The sequence below is a fragment of the Rhodospirillaceae bacterium genome (assembly GCA_018660465.1).
GTDB lineage: Bacteria > Pseudomonadota > Alphaproteobacteria > Rhodospirillales > JABJKH01 > JABJKH01.
This window is the reverse complement of the sequence record JABJKH010000073.1, coordinates 15,528-42,481: the sequence shown is the minus strand read 5'-3', so window position 1 is coordinate 42,481 and position 26,954 is coordinate 15,528. Positions and strand designations below refer to the sequence as shown.

Annotated in this window: 26 protein-coding genes and 1 tRNA gene; 7 read left to right on the top strand and 20 right to left on the bottom strand. The window is 53.0% G+C overall.

What is annotated here, in order from left to right; translation table 11 throughout:
• Nucleotides 1-131: 131 nt before the first annotated feature.
• From HOM51_11310 to HOM51_11285, 6 genes are all read right to left on the bottom strand, one after another.
• Nucleotides 132-482, bottom strand: coding sequence for a hypothetical protein (locus tag HOM51_11310; protein MBT5035091.1), 351 nt, complete (start codon nucleotides 480-482; stop codon nucleotides 132-134).
• A gap of 777 nt (nucleotides 483-1,259) precedes the next feature.
• Nucleotides 1,260-1,336: transfer RNA gene (locus tag HOM51_11305), tRNA-Met, on the bottom strand.
• Nucleotides 1,337-1,424: 88 nt separating this feature from the next.
• Nucleotides 1,425-3,380: a M1 family peptidase gene (locus HOM51_11300; GenBank protein MBT5035090.1), complete on the bottom strand. Its 1,956-nt coding sequence runs from the start codon at nucleotides 3,378-3,380 to the stop codon at nucleotides 1,425-1,427.
• 39 nt (nucleotides 3,381-3,419) lie between these two features.
• Nucleotides 3,420-3,782 (bottom strand): hypothetical protein, encoded by a 363-nt coding sequence (locus tag HOM51_11295; GenBank protein MBT5035089.1) that lies wholly within the window; start codon nucleotides 3,780-3,782, stop codon nucleotides 3,420-3,422.
• 231 nt (nucleotides 3,783-4,013) lie between these two features.
• Nucleotides 4,014-5,048, bottom strand: a complete 1,035-nt coding sequence (pyrC, locus tag HOM51_11290) for a dihydroorotase (GenBank protein ID MBT5035088.1) — start codon at nucleotides 5,046-5,048, stop codon at nucleotides 4,014-4,016.
• Between the two features lie 18 nt (nucleotides 5,049-5,066).
• A complete protein-coding gene (locus tag HOM51_11285; protein ID MBT5035087.1) occupies nucleotides 5,067-5,768 on the bottom strand; it encodes an iron dicitrate transport regulator FecR in 702 nt (233 codons plus the stop codon).
• A 106-nt stretch (nucleotides 5,769-5,874) separates the two neighbouring features.
• Here HOM51_11285 and HOM51_11280 point away from each other — a divergent pair, with 106 nt between their 5' ends.
• Nucleotides 5,875-6,654: an SDR family oxidoreductase gene (locus HOM51_11280; GenBank protein ID MBT5035086.1), complete on the top strand. Its 780-nt coding sequence runs from the start codon at nucleotides 5,875-5,877 to the stop codon at nucleotides 6,652-6,654.
• Between the two features lie 41 nt (nucleotides 6,655-6,695).
• Here the strand turns inward: HOM51_11280 and HOM51_11275 are convergent, their stop codons facing one another.
• Nucleotides 6,696-7,223, bottom strand: coding sequence for an N-acetyltransferase (locus tag HOM51_11275; protein ID MBT5035085.1), 528 nt, complete (start codon nucleotides 7,221-7,223; stop codon nucleotides 6,696-6,698).
• A gap of 188 nt (nucleotides 7,224-7,411) precedes the next feature.
• Between HOM51_11275 and HOM51_11270 the strand changes: the two genes are divergently transcribed.
• From HOM51_11270 to HOM51_11260, 3 genes are read left to right on the top strand one after another with little or no spacing between them, the layout of a single operon-like run.
• Nucleotides 7,412-7,603 (top strand): hypothetical protein, encoded by a 192-nt coding sequence (locus HOM51_11270; GenBank protein MBT5035084.1) that lies wholly within the window; start codon nucleotides 7,412-7,414, stop codon nucleotides 7,601-7,603.
• A gap of 10 nt (nucleotides 7,604-7,613) precedes the next feature.
• Nucleotides 7,614-7,799, top strand: coding sequence for a hypothetical protein (locus HOM51_11265; protein ID MBT5035083.1), 186 nt, complete (start codon nucleotides 7,614-7,616; stop codon nucleotides 7,797-7,799).
• A gap of 17 nt (nucleotides 7,800-7,816) precedes the next feature.
• Nucleotides 7,817-8,800 carry an NADPH:quinone reductase gene (locus tag HOM51_11260; protein MBT5035082.1) on the top strand — a complete coding sequence of 328 codons (984 nt, stop codon included), beginning with the start codon at nucleotides 7,817-7,819 and terminating at the stop codon, nucleotides 8,798-8,800.
• A gap of 11 nt (nucleotides 8,801-8,811) precedes the next feature.
• On the opposite strand, the gene HOM51_11255 is transcribed toward HOM51_11260, so the two are convergent.
• Nucleotides 8,812-9,450 carry a DNA-3-methyladenine glycosylase 2 family protein gene (locus HOM51_11255; protein MBT5035081.1) on the bottom strand — a complete coding sequence of 213 codons (639 nt, stop codon included), beginning with the start codon at nucleotides 9,448-9,450 and terminating at the stop codon, nucleotides 8,812-8,814.
• Between the two features lie 151 nt (nucleotides 9,451-9,601).
• Between HOM51_11255 and HOM51_11250 the strand changes: the two genes are divergently transcribed.
• Entirely contained in the window at nucleotides 9,602-10,489 is an 888-nt protein-coding gene (locus HOM51_11250) for a hypothetical protein (protein MBT5035080.1), read from the top strand.
• A gap of 28 nt (nucleotides 10,490-10,517) precedes the next feature.
• Here the strand turns inward: HOM51_11250 and HOM51_11245 are convergent, their stop codons facing one another.
• From HOM51_11245 to HOM51_11220, 6 genes are read right to left on the bottom strand one after another with little or no spacing between them, the layout of a single operon-like run.
• Nucleotides 10,518-11,234, bottom strand: a complete 717-nt coding sequence (locus tag HOM51_11245; protein ID MBT5035079.1) for a GNAT family N-acetyltransferase — start codon at nucleotides 11,232-11,234, stop codon at nucleotides 10,518-10,520.
• Nucleotides 11,227-13,002 (bottom strand): asparagine synthase (glutamine-hydrolyzing), encoded by a 1,776-nt coding sequence (asnB, locus tag HOM51_11240; protein ID MBT5035078.1) that lies wholly within the window; start codon nucleotides 13,000-13,002, stop codon nucleotides 11,227-11,229. The genes HOM51_11245 and asnB overlap by 8 nt, the downstream gene beginning before the upstream one ends.
• Entirely contained in the window at nucleotides 13,002-14,036 is a 1,035-nt protein-coding gene (locus HOM51_11235) for a glycosyltransferase (GenBank protein MBT5035077.1), read from the bottom strand. Before HOM51_11235 ends, asnB begins: the two co-directional genes overlap by 1 nt.
• Nucleotides 14,036-15,115: a glycosyltransferase gene (locus HOM51_11230; GenBank protein ID MBT5035076.1), complete on the bottom strand. Its 1,080-nt coding sequence runs from the start codon at nucleotides 15,113-15,115 to the stop codon at nucleotides 14,036-14,038. Before HOM51_11230 ends, HOM51_11235 begins: the two co-directional genes overlap by 1 nt.
• Nucleotides 15,067-15,825, bottom strand: a complete 759-nt coding sequence (locus HOM51_11225; protein MBT5035075.1) for a glycosyltransferase family 2 protein — start codon at nucleotides 15,823-15,825, stop codon at nucleotides 15,067-15,069. Before HOM51_11225 ends, HOM51_11230 begins: the two co-directional genes overlap by 49 nt.
• On the bottom strand, nucleotides 15,825-16,784 hold the full coding sequence (locus HOM51_11220) for a glycosyltransferase family 9 protein (protein ID MBT5035074.1): 960 nt from the start codon (nucleotides 16,782-16,784) through the stop codon (nucleotides 15,825-15,827). The genes HOM51_11225 and HOM51_11220 overlap by 1 nt, the downstream gene beginning before the upstream one ends.
• Before the next feature lie 142 nt (nucleotides 16,785-16,926).
• Between HOM51_11220 and HOM51_11215 the strand changes: the two genes are divergently transcribed.
• Nucleotides 16,927-17,817: a folate-binding protein YgfZ gene (locus HOM51_11215; protein ID MBT5035073.1), complete on the top strand. Its 891-nt coding sequence runs from the start codon at nucleotides 16,927-16,929 to the stop codon at nucleotides 17,815-17,817.
• A 23-nt stretch (nucleotides 17,818-17,840) separates the two neighbouring features.
• Nucleotides 17,841-18,488 carry a class I SAM-dependent methyltransferase gene (locus tag HOM51_11210; protein MBT5035072.1) on the top strand — a complete coding sequence of 216 codons (648 nt, stop codon included), beginning with the start codon at nucleotides 17,841-17,843 and terminating at the stop codon, nucleotides 18,486-18,488.
• Between the two features lie 7 nt (nucleotides 18,489-18,495).
• On the opposite strand, the gene HOM51_11205 is transcribed toward HOM51_11210, so the two are convergent.
• From HOM51_11205 to HOM51_11180, 6 genes are all read right to left on the bottom strand, one after another.
• The gene (locus HOM51_11205; GenBank protein ID MBT5035071.1) at nucleotides 18,496-21,174 is read right to left on the bottom strand and encodes a pyruvate, phosphate dikinase; all 2,679 of its coding nucleotides are present in this window, start codon (nucleotides 21,172-21,174) and stop codon (nucleotides 18,496-18,498) included.
• Nucleotides 21,175-21,195: 21 nt separating this feature from the next.
• The gene (locus HOM51_11200; protein ID MBT5035070.1) at nucleotides 21,196-23,346 is read right to left on the bottom strand and encodes a glycine--tRNA ligase subunit beta; all 2,151 of its coding nucleotides are present in this window, start codon (nucleotides 23,344-23,346) and stop codon (nucleotides 21,196-21,198) included.
• A gap of 1 nt (nucleotide 23,347) precedes the next feature.
• Nucleotides 23,348-24,238, bottom strand: a complete 891-nt coding sequence (locus HOM51_11195) for a glycine--tRNA ligase subunit alpha (GenBank protein MBT5035069.1) — start codon at nucleotides 24,236-24,238, stop codon at nucleotides 23,348-23,350.
• Between the two features lie 84 nt (nucleotides 24,239-24,322).
• Complete coding sequence (locus HOM51_11190) at nucleotides 24,323-24,631, bottom strand: DUF4387 domain-containing protein (protein MBT5035068.1); 309 nt, start codon at nucleotides 24,629-24,631, stop codon at nucleotides 24,323-24,325.
• The gene (locus HOM51_11185; GenBank protein ID MBT5035067.1) at nucleotides 24,632-26,002 is read right to left on the bottom strand and encodes an acyclic terpene utilization AtuA family protein; all 1,371 of its coding nucleotides are present in this window, start codon (nucleotides 26,000-26,002) and stop codon (nucleotides 24,632-24,634) included.
• 20 nt (nucleotides 26,003-26,022) lie between these two features.
• Nucleotides 26,023-26,904: a TauD/TfdA family dioxygenase gene (locus tag HOM51_11180; GenBank protein ID MBT5035066.1), complete on the bottom strand. Its 882-nt coding sequence runs from the start codon at nucleotides 26,902-26,904 to the stop codon at nucleotides 26,023-26,025.
• Between the last annotated feature and the right edge of the window lie 50 nt (nucleotides 26,905-26,954).

Sequence of the window (26,954 nt, the reverse complement as noted above, 5' to 3'; positions counted from 1 at the left end):
CTTGATTGCCTTGGCTGCACCCGTCTGACGTGTCTGCGATTTCTGTCTCATCTTCGTTCCCTTCGGTCACTACGATGAGCTAAAAATCCTCTCTTATGCAATCCCGCTAATTTGTTCCATAGGCGCTGACGTTAGACAGTATCGCGCGCAAATTCGGCAGGTTTGTCATAGTTGTAATGAAAGGGCGATGGTGAAACGGCCTGAACATCCACGCCTTGTTTGTCCATATCCTTTAGGCGCTCTTCCGGTTCGGTCAGCTTGGCATGAAGCGTTTTCTGAAGATCCTCATTAATAGAAACAGTCAGGGGGCTGTTATCCACTGCACCGCCGTACAAATTCGGCAAGGACGTCAACATGTCATCCGCTTTATGGACGTGGATATGGCAATGAATATCTACGGTGAAAAACTTATTGTCGTTCCGAACGGTTTGGGCATGACCATGATCACTCGCTTGCCCGTGGTTCGCACATTTAAAAAACATTATTTTTTCCTGACCGTATAAATTAGATGAAGAGCTTGGAATGATTGACGCGGCGATTCTTGAATTACGATATGTCTGGGACGTTGTACATTCGCCAGCAGCCTGAACAAACGACGCTACCGGGCACAACTTTCTCCTCAATTATGGGCACCAGTGTCGTTGAATGAGCATCCAGGATTATCTTAGTGTAGACCTTCCCCTTAGGCTTCAAGAGCCCTGATACAGGACCTTTCCCGCCTGCGCCGTGTCCCCGTTTTTTTGCGCTTGTCCTCAAAGACTATACTGGTTTCTAGCTCAAGATCGCAAACAATGATCTCACATAATCGACGGAAAGGCCGAAACATTTGCATTTTATGGGGGTCTCCTTTTGGCTATAAGGAGAGGTCTAAGCGACCTCCGAAATATGTCCGCTTTTCTACGGTGGTCTCAATTGATCGACGCAACACTTTATCTTAAACGCAAAGCGGACATTCTGGCCGTAACCACTTAACTTTTGGAACGTAATACCCTTCACCAATTCCCCGCAGCATTACGGGCAAACCGGTCAATTATATGTTCTCTTTTACGGCGCGAGTTTAACGAGTGGAGAGTCAGTGAGGCGGTGCCCGCCCCCCGTGGGGGGTAAGGGGGGCGTAGCTAAACCTGCGAATGGGTATGCTCAATGCGAGGGTCTCGCTATTATCGGGCAACGCACCCCGAAATGATGCCGGTTGCTTCCTATATGCTTCCTGATGATAAAAACACCTTAGCCGTTTCCAGCTAAGGCATTGATATTATTGGTAGCGGAGGAGAGACTTGAACTCCCGACACGCGGATTATGATTCCGCTGCTCTAACCAGCTGAGCTACTCCGCCATAGGACCCCTGTTTGGGGAATGGGCCGTATACGGTAAAAGGTGATTGGTCGTCAAGGGTATGCGGGCTGAAAATCGCTTCAAATCGGCTAATTACTTAGGCTTCGGGTCAAGGGGCTTTGGGAATTCGGCCAGATGCCGCGTTCTATGGCGCGGCGGCCTTTGAAGACGACGAAACTACGGCTGCGGTAATGTGGCAGCGGGCGTAGGAGAGCCTTTAAAGACGCCGCGTCTTTTGCCGCCACAATTAGAACAGGGTGCCCCCCTGCCTGCCGTCGGGTCCAGGCCCATGCACTCCCAGCCGTGGGAGGACGCGAATTCTGGTCGGCCCACTTCATCCGTGCCAAGATTTCAGCAATTTTCCTTTCTGAACCGATGATCAGCGTAGGATGCGCACCGATTTGGCCCGCATCTCGCACCGTGCGCCGTCCCCTGACGTCGAGCAACCGCTTCGATAGTTCGACTGCTGCCAGCTGCATAGCCTCGTCCTCCGCCGCAATTAGCGTAACCGCATCCGCCGCCAATGTTACATCGCGCAGGATCGGTGGAGATTCAGAGGGTAATAGACGCCGAAAAATGTCGAAGTTCGGATCAATGGAAAGGCGCGTCGGTTTTTCATTAAAGGTCAAAATAACTTCTTTGGTTTCGCCGTTGAATTTCAACCGATTTGTGACGCGCCCATTTCCTGTTTCGATGACGACTGGGATCGTTAGCCTATAGACGGGTTGTTCCTGGGATACCTTAAACGTCAGTTGATGTTGGCCGTTTTTTTTGGCGAGATGACTTTCACCCAAAGCGAGCTTGGGCGCGCCAGGCCTTTGTAGCCACTGATCAAAAAACCAGGTCAGATCGCGCCCTGCTGATTTTTCGAAAGCCGCCTGGATGTCGGACCAACGTGCCGCCCTAAATTTGTGACGCATCCAAAATAAGCGGAAGGCTTGATCAAATATATTCGTACCAACTTGGTCTCGCAGCATATGAAAGATCGCAGCGACCTTGCCATAGCCGACCACCTGGGACGCGTCATGGCGCTTGCCATAAAATTTGCTGACACGGATATCCCGCTCCTGCGGCAATGCGGCAAAGTCTCGCAGCCAGCCCAGTCGCATTTGTCGGGCGGCGTCCTTGCCGCGGTCTTCAGCCAAGGCGTAATCCGCCATAAAGGTAGTCAGACCCTCGGCCCAGTTGCCGCCGTTATAATCAATGGCAACACCGTTCCCCCACCAATTGTGCAGCACCTCGTGCGCCAGCGACCGACCGCGCATGAAGGGCAAGGCCAACACCCGACGCCCAACATAGGTCAGGTTGGGAAAGCCCAAGCCAACCGGCAGGGGCGATGAAATTATATGAAAGTCGGAATAGGGATAGGCACCAATTTTTTTGCTATAGCGCCGGATATAGTCTTCGGATATGCGCAGGTAATCTTCAACAAAACCCTCCAAGCCCTTATGGAAATAGGTTCTGATCCGAAGACCGCCGCGACGTCGTACTGTTACCTCATATGGTCCTGCAAAAAGCGATGGCAACTCCACGGCTTGGGCAGCCGAGAAAGTTTCTTTACCCTCAGACCGTCCAGTGCCGACGATACGGTAGGGCTCAGGCACGTGTGCCTGCACGCGATAGCTAATCTGGCTCTCCCCACTGTCAGGGACCCAAGCGGCATACCCCGGCAGAAACACGCCTGCCGCACCAGCGCGCGCGTCCCCCGTCATTCCCCGCATGGGGCGGTTGGGGAAGGGAGGGATTTTTCCCGTTATATCAAAGTGAAGACTGTGGACCGCATCGTTCGGCAGAACAACTCGCCAACCATGAGGCGTCCGACTTGGCACAACGGATTTCTCATCCAACCGGACGGTCGTCATTCTAAGCCATGATGCGAGGCGAAAATGAAATTCTAATTTTTTCTCAACAGTAATCTTATCGGTGAGTTCTATCGCGCCGGACTTGGGGTCCAGATGCACATTGATGTCGTGAGTCGTCAGCGGCGCGGCACGCACCTCAAGGCTGGATAAAAGGGCCAGCAGAATAGTTATCGCTCTCAGCACGCCTAAAACCTCAGATAAAATTTGAAACGAGGTTCTAGTTTACTCGCTCTCTTTCGGCTTTTCACCCGTCAAAGGAACATAATTACTGACGCCTACTTTCGGCAGGGGTTTCGGCGACGGAATGGGTTCCGGGTCACGCACGTAGAAATCCACCGGTGGGGGCGCGATCAACACAGGGTCGGGCTTCACCACTGGCTTATCGTAGCGACTTGGGTGGGGGCCATGGTAATTCACGAACCGGCGTTCATCATGGGCCTGAGGTTTCTGGTAGCACTGCACCTCGCCCAAGGACTGGTAGCAATACAGAGGGTCTTTGTCGTAAACCCGAGCTTCGTATTCATCCACGTAACTGCACGCACCAAGTGCGATCAGCAGGACACCGAGAAATAAACCTTTTTGCATTTTCTTTCTCCCGTTCAATTTGGGCGTTCATCTAGATGGCGGAAACGGACACTTTTTAACTTCCACCGATGTTGGTCAGAAGATTTGCAAAAAGGGGGCCAAATTGGACAGTTCGAATGACATAAAAATGACTCAACGATTCCAATATGTTGTGACGATGAACTCAGAGATGACTCGTGAAACTCTATATGTAGTTTCTGCCCCCGGCGATATTTGCCGGGTCATTTTTGACTATTCTAATGACCAGGAAACGGTGCGATCGGCTTGAAAGGGATGCAGTGTTTCGCCGCCATGAATTGAAATTTCCGCATCAATATTGGTGGGCTTTCTATGAAGAGTTAAGGTTCCTTCGTTGATCGGCAGGCCATAGAAATTAGCGCCATTCACCGATGCAAAAGCTTCCAGGTGGTCAAGCGCGCCTTCCTCATCAAACACCTGTGTATAGACCTCTAGCGCGTTGGGAGCTGTGAAAACACCAGCACAGCCACAGGTGGCTTCCTTTAGCGACGCCGTATGGGGGGCCGAGTCTGTGCCCAGGAAGAACGATTGTTCTCCTGATGTCGCAGCCTGACGCAAGGCGAGCCGATGGCGCTCGCGCTTCGCCACCGGCAAACAATACCGATGGGGTCGAATGCCGCCTTCGAAAATATGGCTGCGGTTGATAACCAAATGATGCGCCGTCACGGTGGCACCCAAACGCGGCGTATTGGCGCGAACGAAATCAACTGCATCGGCTGTTGTGATGTGCTCCAACACCACTTTGAGACCCGGAAAATCCGCCAACAACGGAGTAAGCACGCGATCAATAAACACCGCTTCGCGATCGAAGATATCGACCTCTGGGTCCGTTACCTCGCCATGCACCAACAGCGGCATGCCGACGTCCTGCATCTTTTCCAGAACAGAGGCGATGGCAGCTAAGTCCGTGACGCCTTGGGCTGAATTCGTCGTCGCATTGGCAGGATATAGCTTTACCGCCGCAAAGACGCCATCCCGATAGCCGGCTGCAATCTCATCCCCGTTCGCTTGATCGGTCAGGTAACACGTCATCAATGGTGTGAACGCGGTGTCTGAGGGCAGGACACCCATGATCCTGGCCCGGTAGGCCTCAGCCTCTTTAACCGTGGTTACCGGCGGCACCAGATTAGGCATTACGACAGCGCGAGCGAACTGGCGCGCAGTATAGGGGGCGACGGCGGCAAGCATTTCCCCATCGCGAAAATGCACGTGCCAATCATCGGGTTTTCGAATTGTCAGGGTCGTCACGGAGTTCCCTACTTATCGTTAATCAGTTTGCTCCGGATATTCATATCGTTGTTCAGGGGTGAGGTCTAGCCAACTCGCCGGGGTCGTCCGCCCGACCAGCGCTTCCAACATCGCCAGTTCGACATCGTTATGACCAATCACGCCGGCGGGCTCAATCGCCGCTCCCTGCCCCGGCAAATTAAAATACCGTGGCGATTCGTGGTGGTTGGTTTGAATATTTTCGGCGGCACTTGGCACCGCCTTGGAGACCAATTCCGCCGTGCCATAGCAGATACAGATATAGGACCGGGTCGGCTCGACAATCGTATATGCCGCCGTACCACGAATGCCTGCGGTGGCGATGGGCGTATCGATGGCCATCGCTTGCTGGCGCGAGCCAAAGACTCCCAAGATCGCGCCCGTCAGGACACTCAGCGTTTCCGCAACGGTCCCCTCTCCTGATAGCTCAACTTCGCTGGCACCTCGAACCAAGAAAGCATCTGCGCCAACGATGAAAACCCCCTCGCCGTCCAGTTCGGTCGTAATGCGGTCCCCTAGGCCAACGGGTGTTCCCACCGTTGCAATTTGGCCATTCACCCGCACGGTGCCGCTAACTTGGTTAAAACTTGAGGTGTTCGACTGGGCTTGAACAGCACGCGCCAGCAAGGTCGCCATACCGCCCGGCATCAATGCGGCAGCCGCAATCACAGTTCGAACCCAAGCGCGACGTGTTAAATGCATGCCGCGAGTATACCAGTCCTCATCTTTTCAAATACTTAAATTCTAGGCTGGATGATTTCGATTGCATGAGTAGACTGAGCGTCAAAATTAATTCGGGGGACCTTCCATGACTGAGCAAAATATCGACCGCAATCGTGAACTCGACGGTAAAACCGCCATCGTTACGGGCAGTGCGCGCAATATTGGCCGGGCCATCGCCCTGGAATTGGCCAAGGGTGGCGCGAATATTACAATTAATGCCGTTCAAGATCGGGACGCGGCCGAAGCGGTCGCCGAAGAAGTCCGGGCCTTAGGTGTGAAGGCAATCGTCAGCATGGCGGACATTACGAATATGGAAGACTGTCAGCGCCTGGTTGCAGAAACGGTCACCGAATTTGGCGGGCTGGATATCCTGATCAACAACGCCGCTGTCCGAACCAAGGTCGATTTTCTGGATATGACCTGGGAAAAATGGGTGAGCTCCCGCGAAGTCGCCCTGGACGGCGCCATCCGCATGAGCATGTGCGCAGCGCCTGAAATTGTAAAACAGGGCGGTGGGACAATCATTGGTATCGGCGGCTTGATGGCAATGACGGGAAGCCCCGGCGGCGCGCACAAATCAGCGACCAAAGACGGTATGGGCGGGTTCACTCGTGGTCTTGCTGTGGATTTGGGCAAACACAATATTACAGCCAATGTCGTCGTCGTCGGCAGTATCGATACAGACCGCGAAAGTGGCAGCGGAGAAGTCGTCATGGCGAAGAAGCCCGATATTCCCATGGGAGCAACCGGCAAGCCCGAGGACATCGCCTATATGGTGCGGCATCTGTCTGGTCCTTTTGCCCGATATGTCTCCGGCCAAACCATCCACATTAATGGGGCCAGTTACCGGCCACATTCGGCCTAAGTCTAGGCCCCGTAAATTAAAGTTTCTCTGCCTCGGTTTTTTTAAGGCGCCCATAAGTCCGGTTGGCGCCATGGCTGCGGCACAGAGAGCTCGCCCAGCAAAGTTTGCTTGGCACTGCTTAGTTGTAATGATTGCCATGCTCCATTCCATTCCGCTGGCAAGGGGTATGGCGGGGTAACGCCAGTCTCAGGCGCAAAGCCTAAACGTCCGTAATAGGCAGGGTCACCCAGAACGTAAACCCGGGTCACATTGGCCTTTTCCATCCACTTCGAGCCCTCATGAACAATCGCACGACCTATCCCTTGCCGCTGCCAAGCAGGCGTGACAGCGAGCGGCCCAAGGAGGGCGACCTTGTCAGTGTGTCCGGCAATACTGCAGGTCGTAAAGGCTATATGCCCAACAAGAGTTGAACCAGCGATCCCAACGAGCGATAGAACGTTAGTCCTTTCCTGCAATAGCTCTCTCAATAGAGGTAACAGATCTTCGTCAGGAAAGGCCGCAGGGTATAGCTCTTCAAGAGAGGCTAGGTCACTCTGCAGACTTTTTCGGATTTCAATTTTTTTACTCATACCCTTGTCATAAACCCGGTCACCACGAATGTCAGCATCCAATAGTATTTCCTGAATCCAAATTGCGTCATATTTTAGAAAAATTGATATGTTTTGGTAATAATTTGGCAATAACTTTCCTATACCTTTCATAGGTATAAGTAGAGGGGGATAAGACGTACTGCTTTTAGAAGCGAAGGAACGATCCCATGGCGTCAAAAGAACGAGCAGAGTATCTAATTGCAAAGGCCCTATGTACGGCCGCCGGTTCGGATGAAACCGAGCTACATGATGCCGACGAGATGTTAGACCTTTTGATCGACCGTTATCCCGCCATCGCCCAGAAACTTCTCCACGAATTTAAATCGGACAAACCAGCCCCCCATCTTCGGGTAGCTTAAGGAGATCTCCTTGCAAATTCAAAAAAACTTCCCGGTCAGTGCGCTCGCAGGCTTTCACGTTCTGAGCGCGCTCACCAATATCGCGACTGCGGCAAGCCATTCGTTGACTGAAGACGAAGAAAATCAAAGGGTGGTAGCGTCTACAATCCAAGCTAATGAACAGCATCATTCGGATAACGACACCCTCTTTTTCTAAATTGATCATCCCCATCCATGTTCGCAGCTTTTTATTCACGGACCGGCGCGGCCCATGAGGTTCTTGAGGTCGGTGAACTGGCAACACCCGAGCCTGCTCCCGGTGAGGTTCGCGTCCGCCTTCATGCCTCTGGCATAAACCCTACCGATATTAAACGACGGGCTGGCGCGCCAGGGCGCACGATGTCAGGCGACACGATTATCCCACACAACGATGGTGCAGGCGTAATCGACAGCGTGGGTGATGGCGTGACCCTTGAACGTATTGGCCAGCGGGTTTGGGTATTCAGCGCACAGTTTCAGCGTTCTCAAGGTACCGCAGCGCAATATGTAACCATCCCAGAAGCACTAGCGGTAGATTTGCCAGATGAGGCCGATTTCTCTGCTGGGGCCTGCCTCGGCATTCCTGCGGTGACGGCCTACTTCACAATGACTTCCTCTAATCCTGAAGCAGAAAACTGGGTCTTCGTATCTGGTGGTGCCGGAGCCGTTGGCCACTATGCCGTCCAAATTGCGAAATTGAACGGATCAAGTGTCATTGCTTCCGTCAGCTCGCAGGAAAAAGCTGATCACGCCACCGCCGCAGGTGCAGATCATACAATAGATTACACCCGTGAAGATGTGGTTGCTCGTGTTGCCGAAATTACCGATGGAACAGGGGTCGACCGGTTCGTTGATGTAAATCTCAATGCTAATGCCCCCCTGTTGCCCGGTTTGATGCGTCCTGGTGGGCGGATTGTCAGTTACAGTTCCACTGATTTACAGGCGGAAATTCCGGTGCGTGACCTCCGGCTGAAAAACATCACTATGCAGTTCCTCAATATTAACACCCTCTCGTTGGAAAGCCGCCGCCCCGCACATGCGAAACTGAATACATGGCTTAAGGACAAGCGCTTGATCCACGCCATCCGGGCAAGCTATCCACTCAACAGAATTGCCGATGCTCATGTGGACCTCGAAAATGGCAATTTAATGGGAAACGCCGTTTTAATTTTGCCATAGAAGAAAATTTATTACTCAGGGTTTGAAGGAACCGTGTTGTAATAGTGCCAGCAAAGTCTTGCTGCGACGCTTCTTAACGGTCGCCAGTTTTCTGCCAGCGCCATCATTTCCTTGCGTCTCGGGCGTTCAGACAGTCCTTTGATGCGCTGCATGGCAACGACCACAGCCAAATCATCCACCGGCCAAATATCTGGTCTTCTTAGAGCGAAAAGAAGATAGATTTCCGCCGACCAGCGCCCTATTCCCTTGATCTTGGTAAGTTCCTCAATTACGGCTTCGTCTTCCATACGATGAATTTTGCGAAAGTTTAATTTTCCGTCGGATACGGCTCGCGCCAGGGCCTTGCCGTACTCAATTTTTTGACGGCTCAGCCCAAGGGTGCGTAGGTCTGTATCCGACCCTGCTAGCAAGCCTTCCGCCGTCAGAGGAGAGACCGCAGCTTCCAGCCGCGCCATAATCGCCCCCGCAGCAGCCGTAGATATCTGCTGGGCGCAAATGACTTTTAGAAGTGTTGCAAATCCCAGAGGTCGAGATCGGATCTGTGGCACGCCCGCCACTGCGTACGCCCGAGCAAAATCTTTATCTAGATCTGCCAATTGAGCCAGTTTCGCGGGCAGGTTTCGTGATGTAATTTTTTCAATTTTAGCCATTGTTTAACTATCTTATTAGATCGTGTCAGAATAAACTTTAGAATTATGGATCACGAATTTGTTAAAGTAAATTTAGAGCCATGGTATTGAACTCATGGCTTAAAATGTTAGCATGTTCGTCAGGGGATTTTGGAGTAAGAGGCGCTTCATAATGAATAATAAAACGCTTAAACTTGGTGTTCTTGCCATCATTGTACTGTGGATTGCAGGCATGGGTTGGTATCAGTACATCCGTGTCGAGCCTTATAAGTTTAAATCAGGCAATGCGACCGCCGAGTATCAAGATCAATGGAAGAAGTGCGCCAACGATGACCGCAGAAAGCAGTATGACTGCCGTGAAGCCCTGATCCGAGATAAGAAGACGAAAACGTTTAATAGAGGAACAAGCAAGTTCGTCCCCACGTTCGTGCCACCTTTAGTAATTCTATTAATCTATCTGGTGATATTGAAACTTAAGCAAAAGAAAGAACTCGCCGTGGTTCGAGAACGCTCGTTAGGGCGTCGGGCTGAACTGCGCGCCGAGGCAGAGGCCGAAGCGGCGAAAGAACGCGAAGAACGTCAACGCAGACAAGTTGAAAAGAAAATTGAAGAAGACCGAAAATCATCAATTAACAAGGCGGTCAGCAAGGCCCGGGTCAATGAGTGGGGAGACCCCATCGTTACCATGCTGGTGGAGGAAGACGCAGAATTAACCGGTGAGATACGAAAAAATATGGATCGGGAATTATTTCACGCCGTCATATCCCGTGATCTAAACGACGCCCTGATCGGATTAGACTCAATAAAATACAATCTCATTGTGATGAACATATTTACCAGGGGCGGTAACGGTATAAAGGCGATCGCGCAAATCGCCGAAGAAAGGCCCGATATCAAAATTATCGCAACGGCTGCAGATCAAGAAGGCATGCCCGCTGCGGCTGCCCTGGAAGCCGCGAAAATGTCAGGTGCTCACGCTGTGCTCGCCATGCCATTTCAAATGTTCGCGTTAACTGATGCCATTATAGAGCTGATACCGGAAGCGGCGGGGGATGACTGAGATAAAGTATCGCTGATCAAGCCTCTCTTCACCTCCTCAAAAACTCACCCAGCGCCTTCTCCTGCTGACCGTTATCGCTCAAATTTTTTGTCGACAACCACGCTTCAAATGCTGCCTTAATAGCAGGCCAGTCCTTATCTATAATTGAGAACCAGGCGGTGTCGCGGTTGCGGCCCTTGGTCACGATTGCTTGGCGGAATATGCCTTCGAAGGTAAAGCCATAGCGCACGGCGGCGCGTTTTGATGCAGCATTAAGATCGTCGCACTTCCATTCGTAACGGCGATAGCCCAGTTCATCAAATGCCCGCTTCATCATCAAAAACATAGCTTCCGTCCCGGCGGCTGTACGTTGTAAGGCCGGAGAATAATTAATACTCCCCACTTCGATCACGCCATTTTTGGGTTCAATGCGCATATAACTGGCAATGCCAACGGCTTTCTTCGTCTTGAGATCAATGATCGCAAAAAACAAGGGATCATCGCTAAGACAAGATGACTCCAGCCAGGCCTTATAAGATTCTAAATCATCGAAGGCGTCAGCGTTTAAATACGTCCAATTGCGGCCCTTCGCATCTAAGCGATTGGCCTGAAACAGGTCTTCAGCGTGTCGGCCTATATCCAACGGCTCCAACACAGCAAAGCGACCCTGCATCGCGGTTCGTGGCGGTCGTTCACACCCTTCCCAATTGGCCACCGCAAAACCAACCGGCATGCCGTTCTCCAAATCATTCTCTTTCTTAGGCATGATCAGATAAAGTCTCCATAACATCGCCCGCAGGGTCCAACCCCAAAATATGAGCGCGGTGCCAGAGGGCATAAAACAGCAACGTCCACGCGGCCTTGCCAGCCTTTTGGTCAGTTGCTTGGAACAATCTGGGCACACTATCCACGTTGCAGGCTTCTTGAATACCCGGCTGATTTGCCACCAACTCACCCAAGACCCGGCCTTTTTGGGAAATCCACTCGCCGACCGGCACTGTGAACCCGCGTTTCCGGCTAAAGGGTTTGGAGGCCGGCATTCCCGTTTCCAACCATTTTCTAAGCAGCCACTTACCATGCTTGTGTTTAACCTTGAGCGGGTCCGGCAAAGGATATGCAAATTCAGCCATGTGCCGGTCCAAAAATGGCACCCGGCCTTCAACCCCGAAGGCCATTAAACAGCGGTCCAACTTCGTCAATAAATCATTCGGCAGCCAATCTGCGCAATCAACCGCCTGAGCAGATTGCAACCGAGACCGTCCCGGCTGAGTTGCCTCTTTTTCCGCAAGCTCCATACCGCGCCGCCAGGAGACATCCCCACGAAGAACGCCGAGCCCATGGAAAATCCCCTTCGACCGCATGCGCCGCCCGCCCAGTATGCGCCAACGTTGCGCCCGCCGGTAACGCGCATACCCACCGAAGAGTTCGTCACCGCCTTCGCCTGTCAAAATGACTTTTAATCCTGCCTGCTTTGCTTTGGAGGCTAATAGATAGGTCGGCAGCACCGCGTAGTCTGCTGCCGGGTCATCCATGACTTTGGCAATTTCGGGCAACAGCTGCCAAAAATCCTCATCAGAAAAATTGATTTCTATATGTTCAGCCCCAGCGGCATTGGCAACAGCACGCGCGTGGTCGCGTTCATCGCCCGCACTGGTACCGGAAAATCCTGCCGTAAAAGCCTGCACGGGTTGCGAATTAAGCCGATGCATCATTGCCAAGACCATCGATGAATCGACACCGCCGGAAAGGAACATCCCATAGGGCACGTCTGAGCGCTGATGGATACCAATGGTGTCATTAAGGGTTTCATCCAAACGCATCAAAGCTTGATCGACGGAAGTGTTTTCAGTTCCGCCCGCTGGCAGAGCATCCATCCGTTTGCGTGAAACAATTCGCCCGTTCTCGACAACGATGGTTTCCCCCGGCAGGACCCGACTGATCCCCTGTAATGCTGTCGCCGCACCACACGTGAACTGTAATTGTAGCAATTCCGCCCGTGCCGCTTCGTTTAAACTGCGATCAACCAAGCCCGTCGCCAATAGAGCCTGAGGTTCGGATGCGAAGATAAACCCCTTTTGCGTTTCAGCGTAATACAAGGGCTTGATGCCAAAAGGATCACGCGACAAAACCAACTGATTTTTCGCCGTGTCATGAATAGCGATGGCATACATGCCGCGCAAATGGTTGACGAAATCCAAGCCATGGCGAAGGTACAAATACAATGGCGGTTCGCAATCAGATTGCGTCATAAACGCCTGCCGACCCAAACCCTCGCGCAGTTCTAGATAATTATAGATCTCGCCATTGGCGACCAAGGCGCACTTATCGCCGTGTTTATTAAAAGCATAGATCGGTTGATCACCAGTCGATAAATCAATAATCGCAAGGCGGGTCTGAATGAGACCTACATTTCCGGCTACATGGCGCCCGTCACCGTCCGGGCCTCTATGGCGCAGGGAAGAAATAAATTTATCTAGAAGGGGGCCATCCGGCACCGTGCCGTCCAAAGTCATAATGCCGGCAATGCCGCACATTAGGCTATGTCCTCAGTCACGATCTCCTCAAAGTATTTGATGTACCTTTCGATCACCATTGACTCCGTATAATTGGCTTCGTAGGCGGCACGACCCGCCTTCGCGATATTCGCGCGGAAGTCATTTTGATCCACCATGTACTTTATGGAATTTCCCATTTCCTTGGCATCATCAACCGGCACCAACATACCTGTCTTTATATGGTCAATCAGCGTGCCCGGCCCCAAACTGTCGGCCGCAATAACGGGCACCGACTGTGCCCAGGCCTCAATCACCACATTGCCCAAGGGTTCATGGCGGGACGGGCAGACAAAAATATCGCTGGTTGCCAACATCGCAGGTGTGTCATTCCGCCACCCAAGGAAACGGACCCGAGGTTTGACTGCCAATTGTTCCGCCATGGATTCCAACTCGCCCCGGAGCGGTCCCTCTCCCGCAATCCAAAGGTAGACGTTCGGCACCCGTGCGACCGCTTGCAACAAAGTATCGAACGCTTTGTTTTCATGCAGACGCCCCATGGCCAAGACCAAAGGCGCCGTCTCCGGCGTATAGAACCGCTTCCGGTCCAGCGACGGCATTTTTTCCTCTGTTACGAAGTTCGGCAGGTAAGTGACCTTTTCCGATGGCCAGCCCTCGTTCGTCAGATAGCCAACGATGTCATGGGTGTTACCGACCAATTGATCGCAATGCTGATAATACTTGGTGTCGTAATATCCACCCAAGCGGGCCACGTGGACAAACTTACCGCGCGGACATTTCTGAGTTGCTCGGCTCATCCACGTCATGACCACGTCAGGTTCAAATTTTTTGATCTCCCGTTTTAAGGACATCTTTGTTTTCAAATCTAAGGGACCGCCAAAGCTTAGCTGTACCGGCGCGATGCCTGCATCCTGCAACAAAGCTGCCCGGCCTTCATCTTTGCGAATGACCACGCGTTGCGATAGCCCCGCCTTATGAAGTGCTATTGCCAATCGAGTAAAGAACGCTTCCGCGCCACCGTATTCAGCACCGGCCATGACTTGCATCACGCGCATTAGGAAACCAACTCCTCAAAAGCTTGAGCCGCCTCTGGCCAACCCCAAGACCTTTGCTTTTCCAGTGCCCTCTTGTGTTGGGCCTGCCACAGGTTATCGTCACCGAGCAATTTCACGGCGGCATCTGCAAAGGCTATATCGGTTGCTGCCACGTAACCTGTTTCTCCGTCGATCACGCGTTCGGTCACACTGCCAATCGGTTGCACGATACTGGGAACTCCTAGGGCCTGGGCTTCTCCTACTGCCAAGCAGAAGGTCTCATTTTCGTCGCCACGGTAAAGCATGACCCGAGCCTGGCGCAACTCCTCGATCAATTGATTTTTGGGGACGGGTCCCCGCAAAACAACGCCCTTATCGGCCAAGCCCCTGGCTTGATCAAAAACCTTTTCCATTTCGGCAGCCTTAGCCTGACCGATATCACCATAGGTCGCGGGGCCAGAAAATATATGCAATTCAGCCTCTGGCGAACGGGGCCTAATTGATGTGTCCCAAAGATTCAGCAACCAATCCAGGGATCGAAGCGGGTTCGATGTGAACACAGCCCGGGGTGCAGGCGGTGACGACGCCACTTCCGCAGTTCGGAACATATCGGGGATTCCGTAGGGGATGACTTTCCGTCCGCCATCCGGTGTCCAGTTCGGCAACGTCGTCGCATGAACATCGCCAATAAAAACCACAGTCGGGCGATACCGCCACAGTTTGGAAAGGTAGCGCCATTTCAACAGATAGCGGGCTGGGTTATGTATCCAGAAGATGTTTTTGCGCGCCTTGGGCATCAGACCAATCAATTGATTTGCCCGATTGGCGATATAAAGATCTGCTTCGTCAGGCAGCCCCTCAGACAATGGTACCCAGTCCACGCCATCACTCGACATCGCCTGATCACATCTATTGTGGACGGAGACCGTGTGCCCGCGCTTGGCCAATTCGCGGACAAGGAACGTCACCGAGCTTTCGACACCGCCCAGCGGTTCATTCTCCAGCGTCCGACCGTCAAAGCGGATGCCATCGTCAGCAAGCACCACCCGCACTAATCGTCCTCCAACTTGGCTTTTAGATGAGACAACAGCGGATACAATCCGGCAAACAGCGCGATTAGGAAACCATAGCCGCCTTCCCGGTAGCCCTTTCGCCGGACGTAACACTTGAAGAAACGCGTAAACAGCCGCCGGAAATTGTTGGCAAACGAGCCGATTTCACCGGACGCCCGAAGGTCCTTCGCCCGCGCCGTTGAATAACTGTCCAAGCGCCGGATCATGTCGGAAATATTGCGGTCAACGTAATGGCTCAGGTGTTTTTTCAGCATCGGCCCCTTTGTACCGCTCCAGGTTAATCTAGGATGCACCCGATCATCGCCCCACTTCTTAACGCCTTTCTTGAACAGCCCAGGATAGGCCGCCTTACCATACGACGCGCCCCAGCCCCAACGGACCAATTTCCCCCCGACGTAATTATCGACAAGAATTTCGTGCCAGTCTGCCGTCGTTGTTTCGATGGTTTGTCTGATTTCTTGGGCCAGTTCTTCGGGTACCCTTTCGTCCGCATCAATCTCAAATATCCATTCGCCGCGGCAGAATTCGATGCCCGCATTTCGGCGTTGTCCTTCCGTCGGCCAATTTCCTTCTAGCAGTCGGTCTGTGTAGCCCGATGCAATTTCTTCCGATCCATCGCTGCAATCATCCAGCAAGACAACGATCTCATCGGCGAAGCCTAGACAATCAAGGCAATCGGCCAGTTGTTTTTCCTCGTTCTTAATCGAGATCACAGCGGAAAGTTTAATGTCATCCATCACGCTGCCTCCTTAGTCCGTTGCCAAAGAGTCGTCGCGGCCTCGACAGCCGCGTTAACACTCAGGCCGTCCATCAACGTATCTGACGTTAAGTGATCAAACCCAGGCGGAAAGACAGTGTCGTACGATTGCTTCGTCCGCACCACGCCACAATGCGTTCCCCAGGGGCCGTAATGTTCTTCCTTGCTGGGGCCAAACAGTCCAAGCGTCGGCACTCCTGCGGCAGCAGCAAGATGCATCAAGCCTGAGTCATTGCCGATATAAAGATCGGAGCGTTTCAGGCATGCCGCCACAGTGAGAAGATCAATCCGGCCGATCAAATCCAAACAGCGTTCTTCAGGTATAGCTTTGATCAGCGGCTCCGCCATTTCTCGTTCTGATTCATGGCCAAACACCGCCACCCGCGCCCCAGCCAAAATTCCCGTCGGGCCTGTAAGCTGCTCCATTAATTCTGCAAAAAATTCCGCTCGCCAGGTTTTGGCACGCCAGTTGGCCGTCGGCCCTAGGGCCAACACGGGGTTGCCATCTGGTATATGCTGAACGGCGGCATCTTCGTGTTGGGGACCCGTCCAAAGCTTGGGCAAGGGCGGATTATTCTCCAGCCCCAAAATCTTGGACAATTGCACCAACCGATGCACAGGTTCTTTGCTACCTGTCATGTGATAGCGCTTACCGCCCAAAAGTGCGTAGTACATAGAGGAATTACGAAGATCGACCAAGACATCCCAGAACTGCCCAAAACACTTTGTCCAAAGAGTTGCCCAATGCAGGGACAACGTCTTTTTTTCAATTCCAATCACCCGGTCTACGTTTGGTACTGCCTCAAACAAGGAAACCGCAGCCGGACCACAGGCAACGGTCACACGAATGCCGGGGTTGCTTTCAATCAGATGGTTCAACAGCCCTGTCGATAACACGGCGTCTCCCACCCGGGTTGCGGTAATGAACAATAGCTTCATGGCTATTTTGTGCCTGTCTTCCTTGCCAATTGGCCTTGAAATTTTCCCCTGTCGGCTTTTATACGGCGAAGGCCTAAACTTGCAAGAGCCAAGGGTACTAGCAGGCTTGAAGGTCCGACCCTAAATAGACTACAAGAATCGCATGACAGATATTAATTTTACCTTTCTCGACCGTCGCGGCGTTATCTCTGTTGGCGGCGAAGACAGCGCTGCTTTCCTGCAAGGGCTCGTTTCCAATGATGTAGAAAAAGTCACTGGCGAACATTCGGCCTATGGCGCACTGCTGACACCGCAAGGAAAGTTTCTGTATGACTTCTTCATGGCCCGTCGTCACGACACGTATATTCTGGACAGCGAAGGCGGCCGACTCGAAGGTCTGATCCGCAAACTTAAAATGTACAAGCTCCGCTCGAAAGTCGATCTTGGCGATGAAAGCCAAGAATTTTGTGTCATGGCTTTATACGGTGAAGACGCCCTGTCCACGCTTGGGCTTCCGACCGAACTTGGTTCTGCCAAGGTCCTCGGCGACGGCATCGTTTATACCGATCCTCGTTTGAGTGAGATGGGAGCCCGCGCCATCCTACCGACGGACCAAGCCCGTTCTGTTATCGAGGACCTGGGATTCTCAGAAGCGTCGGTTGATGTGTACGACTCACACCGCATAAGCCTGGGCCTGCCGGACGGGTCCCGCGATATGGTTGTCGAAAAAGCCATCTTGCTGGAAAACGGATTTGATGAACTGGGCGGCGTTGATTGGGACAAAGGATGCTTCATTGGCCAGGAACTGACAGCCCGAACCAAGCACCGTGGCTTAATCAAAAAGAGATTAATCCCGGTTCAATTTGACGGCACACCCCCACCTGAAGGTACGCTGATCATGGTCGGTGACAAAGAAGCTGGCGAAGTCCGCTCTGCCTCAAATGACCAAGGACTGGCCCTCATGCGGCTCGAATATCTGGAAACACCTAGCGCAGAGTTTTTTGCCGATGGCGTTCGGTTAACACCTCAGAAACCACTTTGGGCTAAGTTCTAGGTCACACTTGGAATTAATTGGTTATGGTATCTGAAACTCTAAAAAAAGCGCCCGAAATTCTAGCCCCTGTGGCGGTCATTTATGATCAAAGAGTCAAGAAATACGGTGCGCAAGCCAAGGGTGTGTATTGGAGCAGCCGGGACAATCAAGTTCAACGCTTTAGAATTCTGACGACGCTGTTTGGCGAAGATGCCCAGAATGGCGACTTCAGCGTTAACGATTTTGGCTGTGGCTACGGTGCCTACTATACCTTCCTCAAAAAGCTCAAAATGAAAAAGCCGTTTCGTTACTTTGGCATCGATATTTCTGAGGAAATGATTAAGAAATGCGAATCCCGAATTAAAGATCCGAATGCCCGCTTTACCCAAGCATTGATCGCCCACCAATCGGCAGACTATACAATCGCCAGCGGGACCTACAGTATGATGAGCGATACCCCGATCAAAGATTGGGAAGACTACATCCGTGCGAGCCTCGTCGATTTATGGATGCAAACCCGGAAGGGATTAGGCTTTAACATTCTGAACGCGGGAAGCATGCCAGCAGACTCGGCCCTCTATACCGCAACGTCCGGTCCCTACGTTGAGTTCTGCAAACAAGAACTCTCACCCAATGTCCAACTTCTCAACGATTACCACCCAGACGAATGGACCATCTTTGTCCGTCGATAATAGGTGACTAAGCGTCTTCCTTCGTCGATTCGAAATCTAGTGCCGCCTGGGCTGCTGCCAATCGAGCAATCGGCACCCGGTAAGGTGAGCATGCGACGTAGGTCAATCCGACATCCTGGAAGAATTTGACCGATGCGGGGTCGCCGCCGTGTTCCCCACAAACACCGAGCTTGATATCAGGGCGGGTTTTCTGACCCCGTTCGGTTGCGACACGAACCAATTCACCAACGCCTTCTTGGTCGATGGAGATGAACGGATCGATTTCAAAAATCCCTTGGCGACAGAATTCTTCGATCAGCGCGCCAGTATCGTCACGTGACAAGCCATAGGTCGTCTGGGTCAGGTCATTGGTGCCATAGCTGAAGAATTCAGCTGTCTCGGCAATCTCACCTGCTCTCAACGCCGCACGTGGCAGTTCGATCATGGTGCCGACCATATAGTCAACGGTGGTGCCGGTTTCCGCCTTCACCTCACCCGCCACTCGGTCCACAATTGCTTTTAGGATATCAAGTTCATCCTTGGTAACGATCAACGGGATCATCACTTCGGGTAGCACAGACTTGCCATTCTTAGCGACTTCGGAAGCGGCTTCAAAAATAGCACGGGCTTGCATCTCGTAAATTTCAGGATAGGTAATCCCCAAGCGGCAACCACGATGGCCGAGCATTGGGTTTAGTTCATCCAATTGATGTTTGCGCGCTTTTACAGCGGCTATGTCTAGGCCCGTGGCTTCCGCGACTTCCGCCATGTCCTCTTCGGTATGGGGCAAGAACTCGTTCAATGGTGGGTCCAACAAACGGATCGTTACCGGCAGGCCTTCCATAATGGTGAACAATTCCGTGAAGTCTTTGCGCTGGTAGGGCAGCAATTTCGCCAAGGCGGTCCGGCGCTCTTCCTCGGTCTCCGATAATATCATTTCGCGCATGTGGATGATGCGTTCAGCATCGAAGAACATGTGTTCTGTCCTGCAGAGACCAATGCCCTCGGCGCCAAACTTGCGCGCTGTTGCGGCATCCAAGGGGGTTTCTGCGTTGGCACGCACACCCATGGTGCGGATTTCATCGACCCACTCCATCAGCTCGCCAAACGCACCCGAAAGTTCGGGCTGGATGGTGGCGACCTTGCCCAGCATGACTTCGCCGGTGGCCCCATCAATGGTAACAATGTCGCCTTCCTTCAGGACTTCGCCACCCGCCATCAATGTCTTCGCATTGTAATCAACGCGAATATCACCGGCACCAGCAACACAAGGAATGCCCATGCCGCGCGCGACCACGGCGGCGTGACTGGTCATGCCGCCACGGGTGGTCAAAATGCCTTGGGAAACGTGCATGCCGCCGATGTCTTCGGGGCTGGTTTCAATCCGGACCAGGATAACTTTCCGGCCCCGGCCGACCCAGGATTCCGCATCCTCTGCACTGAACACAACTTGGCCAGAGGCCGCCCCCGGCGATGCAGGCAAGCCCCGGGACAACATTTGCCTCGGCGCGTCAGGATCGAGCCTTGGGTGTAATATTTGATCCAGGTAAGCCGGATCAATACGTTGAATGGCTTCCTTTTTATCGATCAGCCCTTCCTTCACCATATCAACCGCAATGGCGATGGCTGCTGCTGCCGTGCGCTTGCCGTTGCGGGTTTGCAGCATCCACAGCTTGTTCTGCTGGACGGTGAATTCCATGTCCTGCATGTCAGTGTAGTGCTTTTCAAGCTTCTCACGGACGGCAACCAAGTCCTTATAAGACTCCGGCATCGCCTCTTCCATGGAGGGCATATCGGAGCCGCCGGCTTCACGCTCAACAATGGTCAGCGATTGCGGTGTACGAATTCCCGCGACCACGTCTTCGCCCTGTGCGTTGATCAGGAATTCGCCATAGAACGCGTTTTCGCCAGTTGAGGGATTACGCGTAAAACAAACGCCCGTCGCGCAGTCATCGCCCATGTTGCCGAATACCATTGACTGAACGTTAACCGCAGTCCCCCAGCTTTCAGGAATATCGTGCAAGCGGCGGTAGGTAATTGCGCGCTGATTCATCCAACTGCCGAAGACCGCGCTGATTGCCCCCCAAAGTTGTTCGGTGGGGTCTTGCGGGAAGGGACGGCCGAGTTCCTCTTGAACCTTCGCCTGAAACTGTTTAACGACCGTCTTCCAGTCGTCAGCTGTCATATCTGTATCTAGAGAATAGCCTTGGTCTTCTTTATGGATTTCGAGAATTTCTTCGAAGTTATAGTGCTCGACCCCTAAGACCACGTCGCCGTACATCTGAATAAACCGACGGTAGCTATCGTAGGCAAACCGTTCGTCACCGCTGGCCTTGGCCAAGCCTTCGACCGTCGCGTCGTTGAGTCCTAGATTCAGGACCGTATCCATCATCCCAGGCATGGAAGCCCGCGCACCCGAGCGCACCGAAACCAACAGCGGCTGTTCCGTATCGCCGAATTTAGTGCCAAGAGCATTCTCAATCGCGCTCAACGCATCCTCGACTTGGGCATTAAGCTCCTCAGGATAGCTATCATCATGACTGGTATAATGGGTACAGACTTCGGTGGTGATGGTGAATCCAGGCGGGACCGGCAGCCCAAGGCTGCTCATTTCCGCTAGGTTGGCACCCTTGCCACCTAGTAATTCCTTCATCTCTGCGCGGCCATCGGCCTTGCCATCTCCGAACGCATATACCCACTTGGTCATAACGTCGTAATCCTTTTAACCTTAACCCTCGATCAATGAAAAATCCGCAACGCCACCCAAGGCCGAGCGAATTTGTGATAAAAGTAGAAGTCGGTTTACCCGTAAATTCGAGTCATTGCAATTGACGGTTACCTCGTCAAAAAACTTATCCACAGGCGCCCTGAGATTTGCTAATATTTTCATAGCACTCTCGTAATTTTCGCCCTTTAGCGCGGTGGCGATTTCGGCTTCGGCCGCAGTCAATCCATCGAACAAGGCTCGTTCTTCGTCCTGTTCCAAGGCCCCCGAGTCGGCAACGCCCGCGTATTCTTTGTCGTCTTTCTTCTCTTCAATGCGCAAGATATTGGCAGCGCGCTTGTAGGCCGTCAGCAAGTTTGCGCCATCGTCGGTGCCTAAGAAATTGGAAAGCGCCTCGACCCGCGCCAAAAGCCGCACCAAATCATCCTCGCCGCCCAGGGCGAACACGGCCGAAACCAAGTCGTGCCGCACGCCTTTGTCTTTCAGGTGAACTTTCAGACGGTCGGCGAAGAAGCTGAGGACGTCGCCCGCCACGGCATCAGGATCAGAAGTAACCAAGTCTTCGTAATGCGAATGAGCCGCCTTGAAGACATCTTGAAGAGGCAGGCGCAAATTATTCTCTACGATCAATCGAATCACGCTCAACGCCGCACGGCGTAGCGCGAAGGGGTCTTTGGAACCAGTCGGCTTTTCGTCAATGGCGAAGAAACCAACCAAGGTGTCGATCTTATCCGCCAATGCTACGGCCACACTCAAGGGCTTGCTCGGACAGGTATCGCCTGGTCCCAACGGCGAATAGTGCTCGGCGATGGCGTCCGCGACTTCTGGCTTCTCGCCATCGTGCAGGGCGTAGTATCGACCCATGACGCCTTGCAAGTCCGGGAACTCAGCAACCATGCCCGTGGTTAAATCTGCTTTAGACAATCGATTGGCGCGATGGGCGTCTTCTATGACGGCCCCCTCAATTTGAGGTACGATGTGCTTGAGCAGTCTTTCCGCCCGGTAAACCTTGGCCGTCAACTTGCCCATTTTTGCGTGGAAAACAATGTCTTCCAAATCGGCGACACGGGACAGCAGGTTCTGCTTTCGGTCCTGATCCCAGAAGAATTTGGCATCATACAACCGTGCGCGCAGTACCCGTTCATTACCTGCGCGAATTGCATCACCGCCATCGCTGGCCACCATGTTGGAGACCACAACAAAGCGAGGCGCCAGCTTGCCGTCTTTGTCTTCCAACGAGAAATATTTTTGGTGCTTGGCCATGGAGGAGGTCAGGACTTCCGGCGGAACTTCCATGAATTCATCATCGATTTGCCCCATCAGAACGACAGGCCATTCAACCAGACCCGCGACTTCTGCCAACAGCGCCGTATCTTCTTGAACGCTTAGACCTTCGCCAGCCGCCAGCTTATCAGACTCTTCCTTGATTAAGGCCCGGCGTTCGGCGGGGTCCAGCATGACATGTGCATTGCGGAGCTTTGCCTCGTAATCGGCGAAGTTTTTAACCTGGATCGATATGGATGGACTTGCCAGGAAACGGTGACCATAGGTTAGGTCGCCAAAGTCTATGGTAAGGGGAACCTGCATGGCCTTCCAATGGGTTGGCGCATCCGCATGTGTCTCTGCAGAAACTTCCTTATTGGAAATTTCAATCCCGCCTTCAAGAACCTCACCGTCAAACAGAGCAATAATCGAATGAAGGGGCCGAACCCAACGGAAGGTCGAATTCCCCCAACGCTGCGATTTAGCCCAAGGCAAAGCTTTGATCGCGTTGAGAAGAATGCCCGGTAGTACATCGGACGTTGCTTGGCCCTTCTTCTCAATCACTGCGAAATAGAAAGTCCCCTTCGGCATCTCGCGTTGTTCGACTTGATCCAAGGTCAAGCCCACGGACCCGAGAAAACCATTGATGGCTTGTTTAGGTGCATCGGTCCGAGGTCCGCGCTTTTCTTCGCTAACGTCGGCTTGTTTCTCAGGAATACCATCGATGACCAGGGCGAGCCGCCGGGGTGTTGCGAAGGCTTTGACTTCGCTGAATTCCAGGCCTTCTTTCTTCAACCCCTCCGTCACCAACCTCTTGAGATCGTCCGCTGCACGGGCCTGCATGCGGGCCGGGATTTCTTCGCTGAACAGTTCTAGCAGGAGTTCCGGCATATCAGACCTCCACCCCCTGGGAATTTTCGGGAGACTTCAACCAGGCTTCGCAACACCCCCTGGATAAGGCACGGACGCGACCAATGTAGGCCGCGCGTTCGGTTACGCTGATTACACCGCGGGCGTCCAACAGGTTAAATCTGTGGCTCGCCTTGATGCATTGATCGTAGGCGGGCAAAGCCAAGTCGTGCTCCAACAAGGACATGCACTCGGCTTCGGCATCCGTGAATTGGCGCTGCAAGGCGTCGGTATTGGCGAATTCAAAATTGTGCGCGGAATATTCTTTTTCGGCCTGAAGGAACACGTCGCCGTATTTCACGCCTTCGCCGTTCCAATCCAGGTCGTAAACGTTCTCGACCCCCTGGATGTACATCGCCAAGCGTTCGAGGCCGTAGGTTAGTTCCACCGCCACAGGATTGCATTCAAACCCACCAACCTGCTGAAAATAAGTGAATTGGCTGACTTCCATGCCGTCGCACCAAACTTCCCAGCCGAGACCCGCCGCACCCAAGGTTGGGCTCTCCCAGTCATCTTCAACAAAGCGGATGTCGTGGAGACTTGGATCAATGCCCAAGTGATATAGGCTTTCCAGATACAATCCCTGGCTGTCTTCGGGTGACGGCTTCCAGATCACTTGAAACTGATAGTAATGCTGTAACCGGTTTGGGTTTTCGCCATAGCGCCCATCTGTCGGGCGGCGCGATGGCTGCACATACGCCGCCTTCCAAGGTTTTGGCCCGAGTGCGCGCAAAGTCGTCGCCGGGTGGAATGTGCCAGCACCCACTTCCATGTCATAGGGCTGCAACAACACACAGCCCTTATCCGCCCAAAATGTCTGCAACGACAAAATTAGCGACTGAAATGAGGTCGATTTATCGGGTGCGTTCGCCATGGTGCGAGGTGCTTAAACTATTGTAGAAAGGCGGAACATACTTGCCGACTCTAGAAGGGTCAAGACAAGGGGCTTCGGCGGCATTCAAGCCACCTCAATTTCAACGAGAGGACCATATTGCTGCCCCCCGTAAAGGTCGGCATCTTCGACCTCTCCCTGAAATATTGGGCGTGGAATGGAAATTTTTATCGCGCGTGCTGCGTCATGGTGGACGAACTTAATTTCGTCCAAGGCCACCTTATAGATTGCTGCGAAAGATTTAGGCGTGACAGCTTTGGACTCAATCACTCTCCGATAGCTTTCCTCATCATCAAACATGATATCGAACGTAAGCCAGAACGAACCGGCGTTCTTGGATCGGATCAGTTTTGCGAGGTCGCCTAACTTTGCCACCTAAACCTCCTCAAATTCTGTTCGGAACATCTCACACGGATCATCTGGGTAAACCACGTGATTAACACAGAAGCGATAGACCTCACCCTTATCCAATTCTGCCGGCGTATAGGGTTGGGCAAGACCGGTAATCAACCCCTGCCATTCAGGGATCGGGAAATGCAGCGCCAAGTGCGAAAACGTCTGCGCCAGGGCATGGGCGATCTGACGGTCGGGTCCGGTGAGTTCAAATATAATCCCGACCTCGTGGCCTACATTTGGCGTGGGCTCTAGCGGCCCCATCACCGCATCCCGACCAAAGACACGCGGCACGATCGAATAATCATCATCGCCAACATCGTCGCCGAATAAATCCATCACCCGTTCTTTAAAGCGCTCCAGAAGCTGTTCAAGCCAGCTGTCCAGTTGCTTCAAAATGTAGGGATCACGCACGCCGCCGATGATGACGAACTGATGCCCCACGCGCTCAGCACCTTCCAGCTTAATCGAATAGCGATCCGCAGGCTCAAACCGCGACCCTGTGACCCGCACGGAACGATCCGTCTCCGCCTCATAGCGTGCATCCGTGGTGACGATGGTGCCACCGGGTTCTGTAATCAAGAAAGGGTCTGCGTTCTCGTACAGCGTATGCGAGGCAACGCTTTGTGGTGTGCAGCGGTTATCGAGGTCCAACGGCTCGATGACAAAATGATCTTCCCGCAGCCACGCAAAGACGCTATCGGGACGTTTCCGCTGAACCACACAGGCGGCCCCGCATTCGACGATCTTGGCCAAATGCCAGGCGAGACCCATGTTGGCCTGATGTATCATCGGAACAGCGGCGAACAGGGACGTGTCTGAGGCCCGTCCCGCCAGCACCATATCCGCCCCGGCCTCTATCGCGGCGGCAATAGGCTCTGGCCCCATCATGCCAACGATGTGGGTGGCGCGATCGATGGTGTCTTCGTCAAAATGGGGGGCTGGGTGTAAGGGTTCGATCCGGCCTTCCTTGAGGCGGCGCTTCACGTAGTCTTTATCCTGTTCGCTATGCACGCAGGCGAGCTTGAATTTAAGGCCTTCCTCGCGCGCAATTTCGAGGGCGATCTCCCGCATCCATGCCAAACCTGCATCTCCGCCACCGGTACCACAGGACCCTAAAATGAGGGGAATACCCAACTCATGACGGGCCAGCATCATCAGCCGCAGGTCCCGCTTGGTTCCTTCCCAGGCAAAATGTGGGACGCCGCCACCCAGAAAAGCCGGGCCACCATCTGTGGAGCCGGCGTCGCAGGCGATGAAATGAGGGTTTAGGTCGACGCCTCGCTGGAATGATTCTTCGCGAAAGCCCGATCCGATAACGCCCGTCGGCGATAAGATGCGTATTTCGTTCACGGCCCCCTCCTCAAATCAGTTTACGCATCGTCCTTAAGCATGACGCGGTAGAGATATCTTGTCTGGTCATGATCGTAATCGCCATTGGCTTTGTGCAAAAGACAACGGTTATCCCACATCGCAAGATCGCCTTGCTGCCATTTGTGGCGGTACTGATACTTTTCCTGGATGGCATGGGCCAGCAGTTCATCAAGTAAGGGCAATGCCTCAGAATCCGGCATGCCGATGATCTCTTCAATGCGAATTGGGTTGATAAACAGCGATTTCCGACCGGTCACTGGGTGGGTCTTTACAATCGGATGCACGACGGTCTGAGCAACCTGCTTCTGTCTTTCAGGCGACAGGGCCATCAGTTTGCGTTCACTGTGCTTGCTTTGATAAACGTGGATGCCCTTAAGGTCAGCGATCCGTTCCTTCATATCATCCGGTAGACCTTCATACGCTTCGTGCATGTTGACGTACTGGGTGTCGCCGCCTTTGTCTGGCAATTCAACGGCCAGCAGCACCGTCGCCTTCGGCGGCACGGCGTCGTTTGAATGGTCGGTATGATACCCCTCTCCCGGGATATAACGCTTGCCATCCTCATAGTGGTCTTTATTCGATAGATAGTGAATTTGCGGGCATTCCGGCAGGGCAAAGCGGGTATTGTGCTGTTGGAATATGTCGCCGAAATTCTCAACTGCGCCGACAAACTGTTGCGCCGTTAGGGTTTGATTTCGAATTACCAAAACCGAGTTTTCAGCAAATGCCTGATTGAGGTCCCTGCGCGTTGCTTCATCCACGGGCTCCGACAGGTCGATCCCTTCGACCGCGGCACCTGTGTGCTCCGATAGAGCCGATAATTGAAAGGCAGCATTTTGCATGGCGAAAAGCGCTTGCTCCGCTGAATTAAGCGAGTACACACTGTCAGACCTGACAGGGGTAAAATCAAGGATATTAGGAAGAATGAAAC

Excerpts from the sequence above, each read along its gene's own strand:
- HOM51_11275 (MBT5035085.1), bottom strand. The coding sequence starts at position 7,223 with ATGAGTAAAAAAATTGAAATCCGAAAAAGTCTGCAGAGTGACCTAGCC.
- HOM51_11280 (MBT5035086.1), top strand. The coding sequence starts at position 5,875 with ATGACTGAGCAAAATATCGACCGCAATCGTGAACTCGACGGTAAAACC.
- HOM51_11235 (MBT5035077.1), bottom strand. The coding sequence starts at position 14,036 with ATGCGCGTGATGCAAGTCATGGCCGGTGCTGAATACGGTGGCGCGGAA.
- HOM51_11255 (MBT5035081.1), bottom strand. The coding sequence starts at position 9,450 with ATGGCTAAAATTGAAAAAATTACATCACGAAACCTGCCCGCGAAACTG.
- HOM51_11200 (MBT5035070.1), bottom strand. The coding sequence starts at position 23,346 with ATGCCGGAACTCCTGCTAGAACTGTTCAGCGAAGAAATCCCGGCCCGC.
- asnB (MBT5035078.1), bottom strand. The coding sequence starts at position 13,002 with ATGTGCGGCATTGCCGGCATTATGACTTTGGACGGCACGGTGCCGGAT.
- HOM51_11260 (MBT5035082.1), top strand. The coding sequence starts at position 7,817 with ATGTTCGCAGCTTTTTATTCACGGACCGGCGCGGCCCATGAGGTTCTT.
- HOM51_11215 (MBT5035073.1), top strand. The coding sequence starts at position 16,927 with ATGACAGATATTAATTTTACCTTTCTCGACCGTCGCGGCGTTATCTCT.
- HOM51_11285 (MBT5035087.1), bottom strand. The coding sequence starts at position 5,768 with ATGCATTTAACACGTCGCGCTTGGGTTCGAACTGTGATTGCGGCTGCC.
- HOM51_11210 (MBT5035072.1), top strand. The coding sequence starts at position 17,841 with ATGGTATCTGAAACTCTAAAAAAAGCGCCCGAAATTCTAGCCCCTGTG.
- HOM51_11205 (MBT5035071.1), bottom strand. The coding sequence starts at position 21,174 with ATGACCAAGTGGGTATATGCGTTCGGAGATGGCAAGGCCGATGGCCGC.
- HOM51_11250 (MBT5035080.1), top strand. The coding sequence starts at position 9,602 with ATGAATAATAAAACGCTTAAACTTGGTGTTCTTGCCATCATTGTACTG.
- HOM51_11195 (MBT5035069.1), bottom strand. The coding sequence starts at position 24,238 with ATGGCGAACGCACCCGATAAATCGACCTCATTTCAGTCGCTAATTTTG.
- HOM51_11295 (MBT5035089.1), bottom strand. The coding sequence starts at position 3,782 with ATGCAAAAAGGTTTATTTCTCGGTGTCCTGCTGATCGCACTTGGTGCG.
- HOM51_11225 (MBT5035075.1), bottom strand. The coding sequence starts at position 15,825 with ATGGATGACATTAAACTTTCCGCTGTGATCTCGATTAAGAACGAGGAA.
- HOM51_11270 (MBT5035084.1), top strand. The coding sequence starts at position 7,412 with ATGGCGTCAAAAGAACGAGCAGAGTATCTAATTGCAAAGGCCCTATGT.
- HOM51_11220 (MBT5035074.1), bottom strand. The coding sequence starts at position 16,784 with ATGAAGCTATTGTTCATTACCGCAACCCGGGTGGGAGACGCCGTGTTA.
- HOM51_11245 (MBT5035079.1), bottom strand. The coding sequence starts at position 11,234 with ATGCCTAAGAAAGAGAATGATTTGGAGAACGGCATGCCGGTTGGTTTT.
- HOM51_11310 (MBT5035091.1), bottom strand. The coding sequence starts at position 482 with ATGTTTTTTAAATGTGCGAACCACGGGCAAGCGAGTGATCATGGTCAT.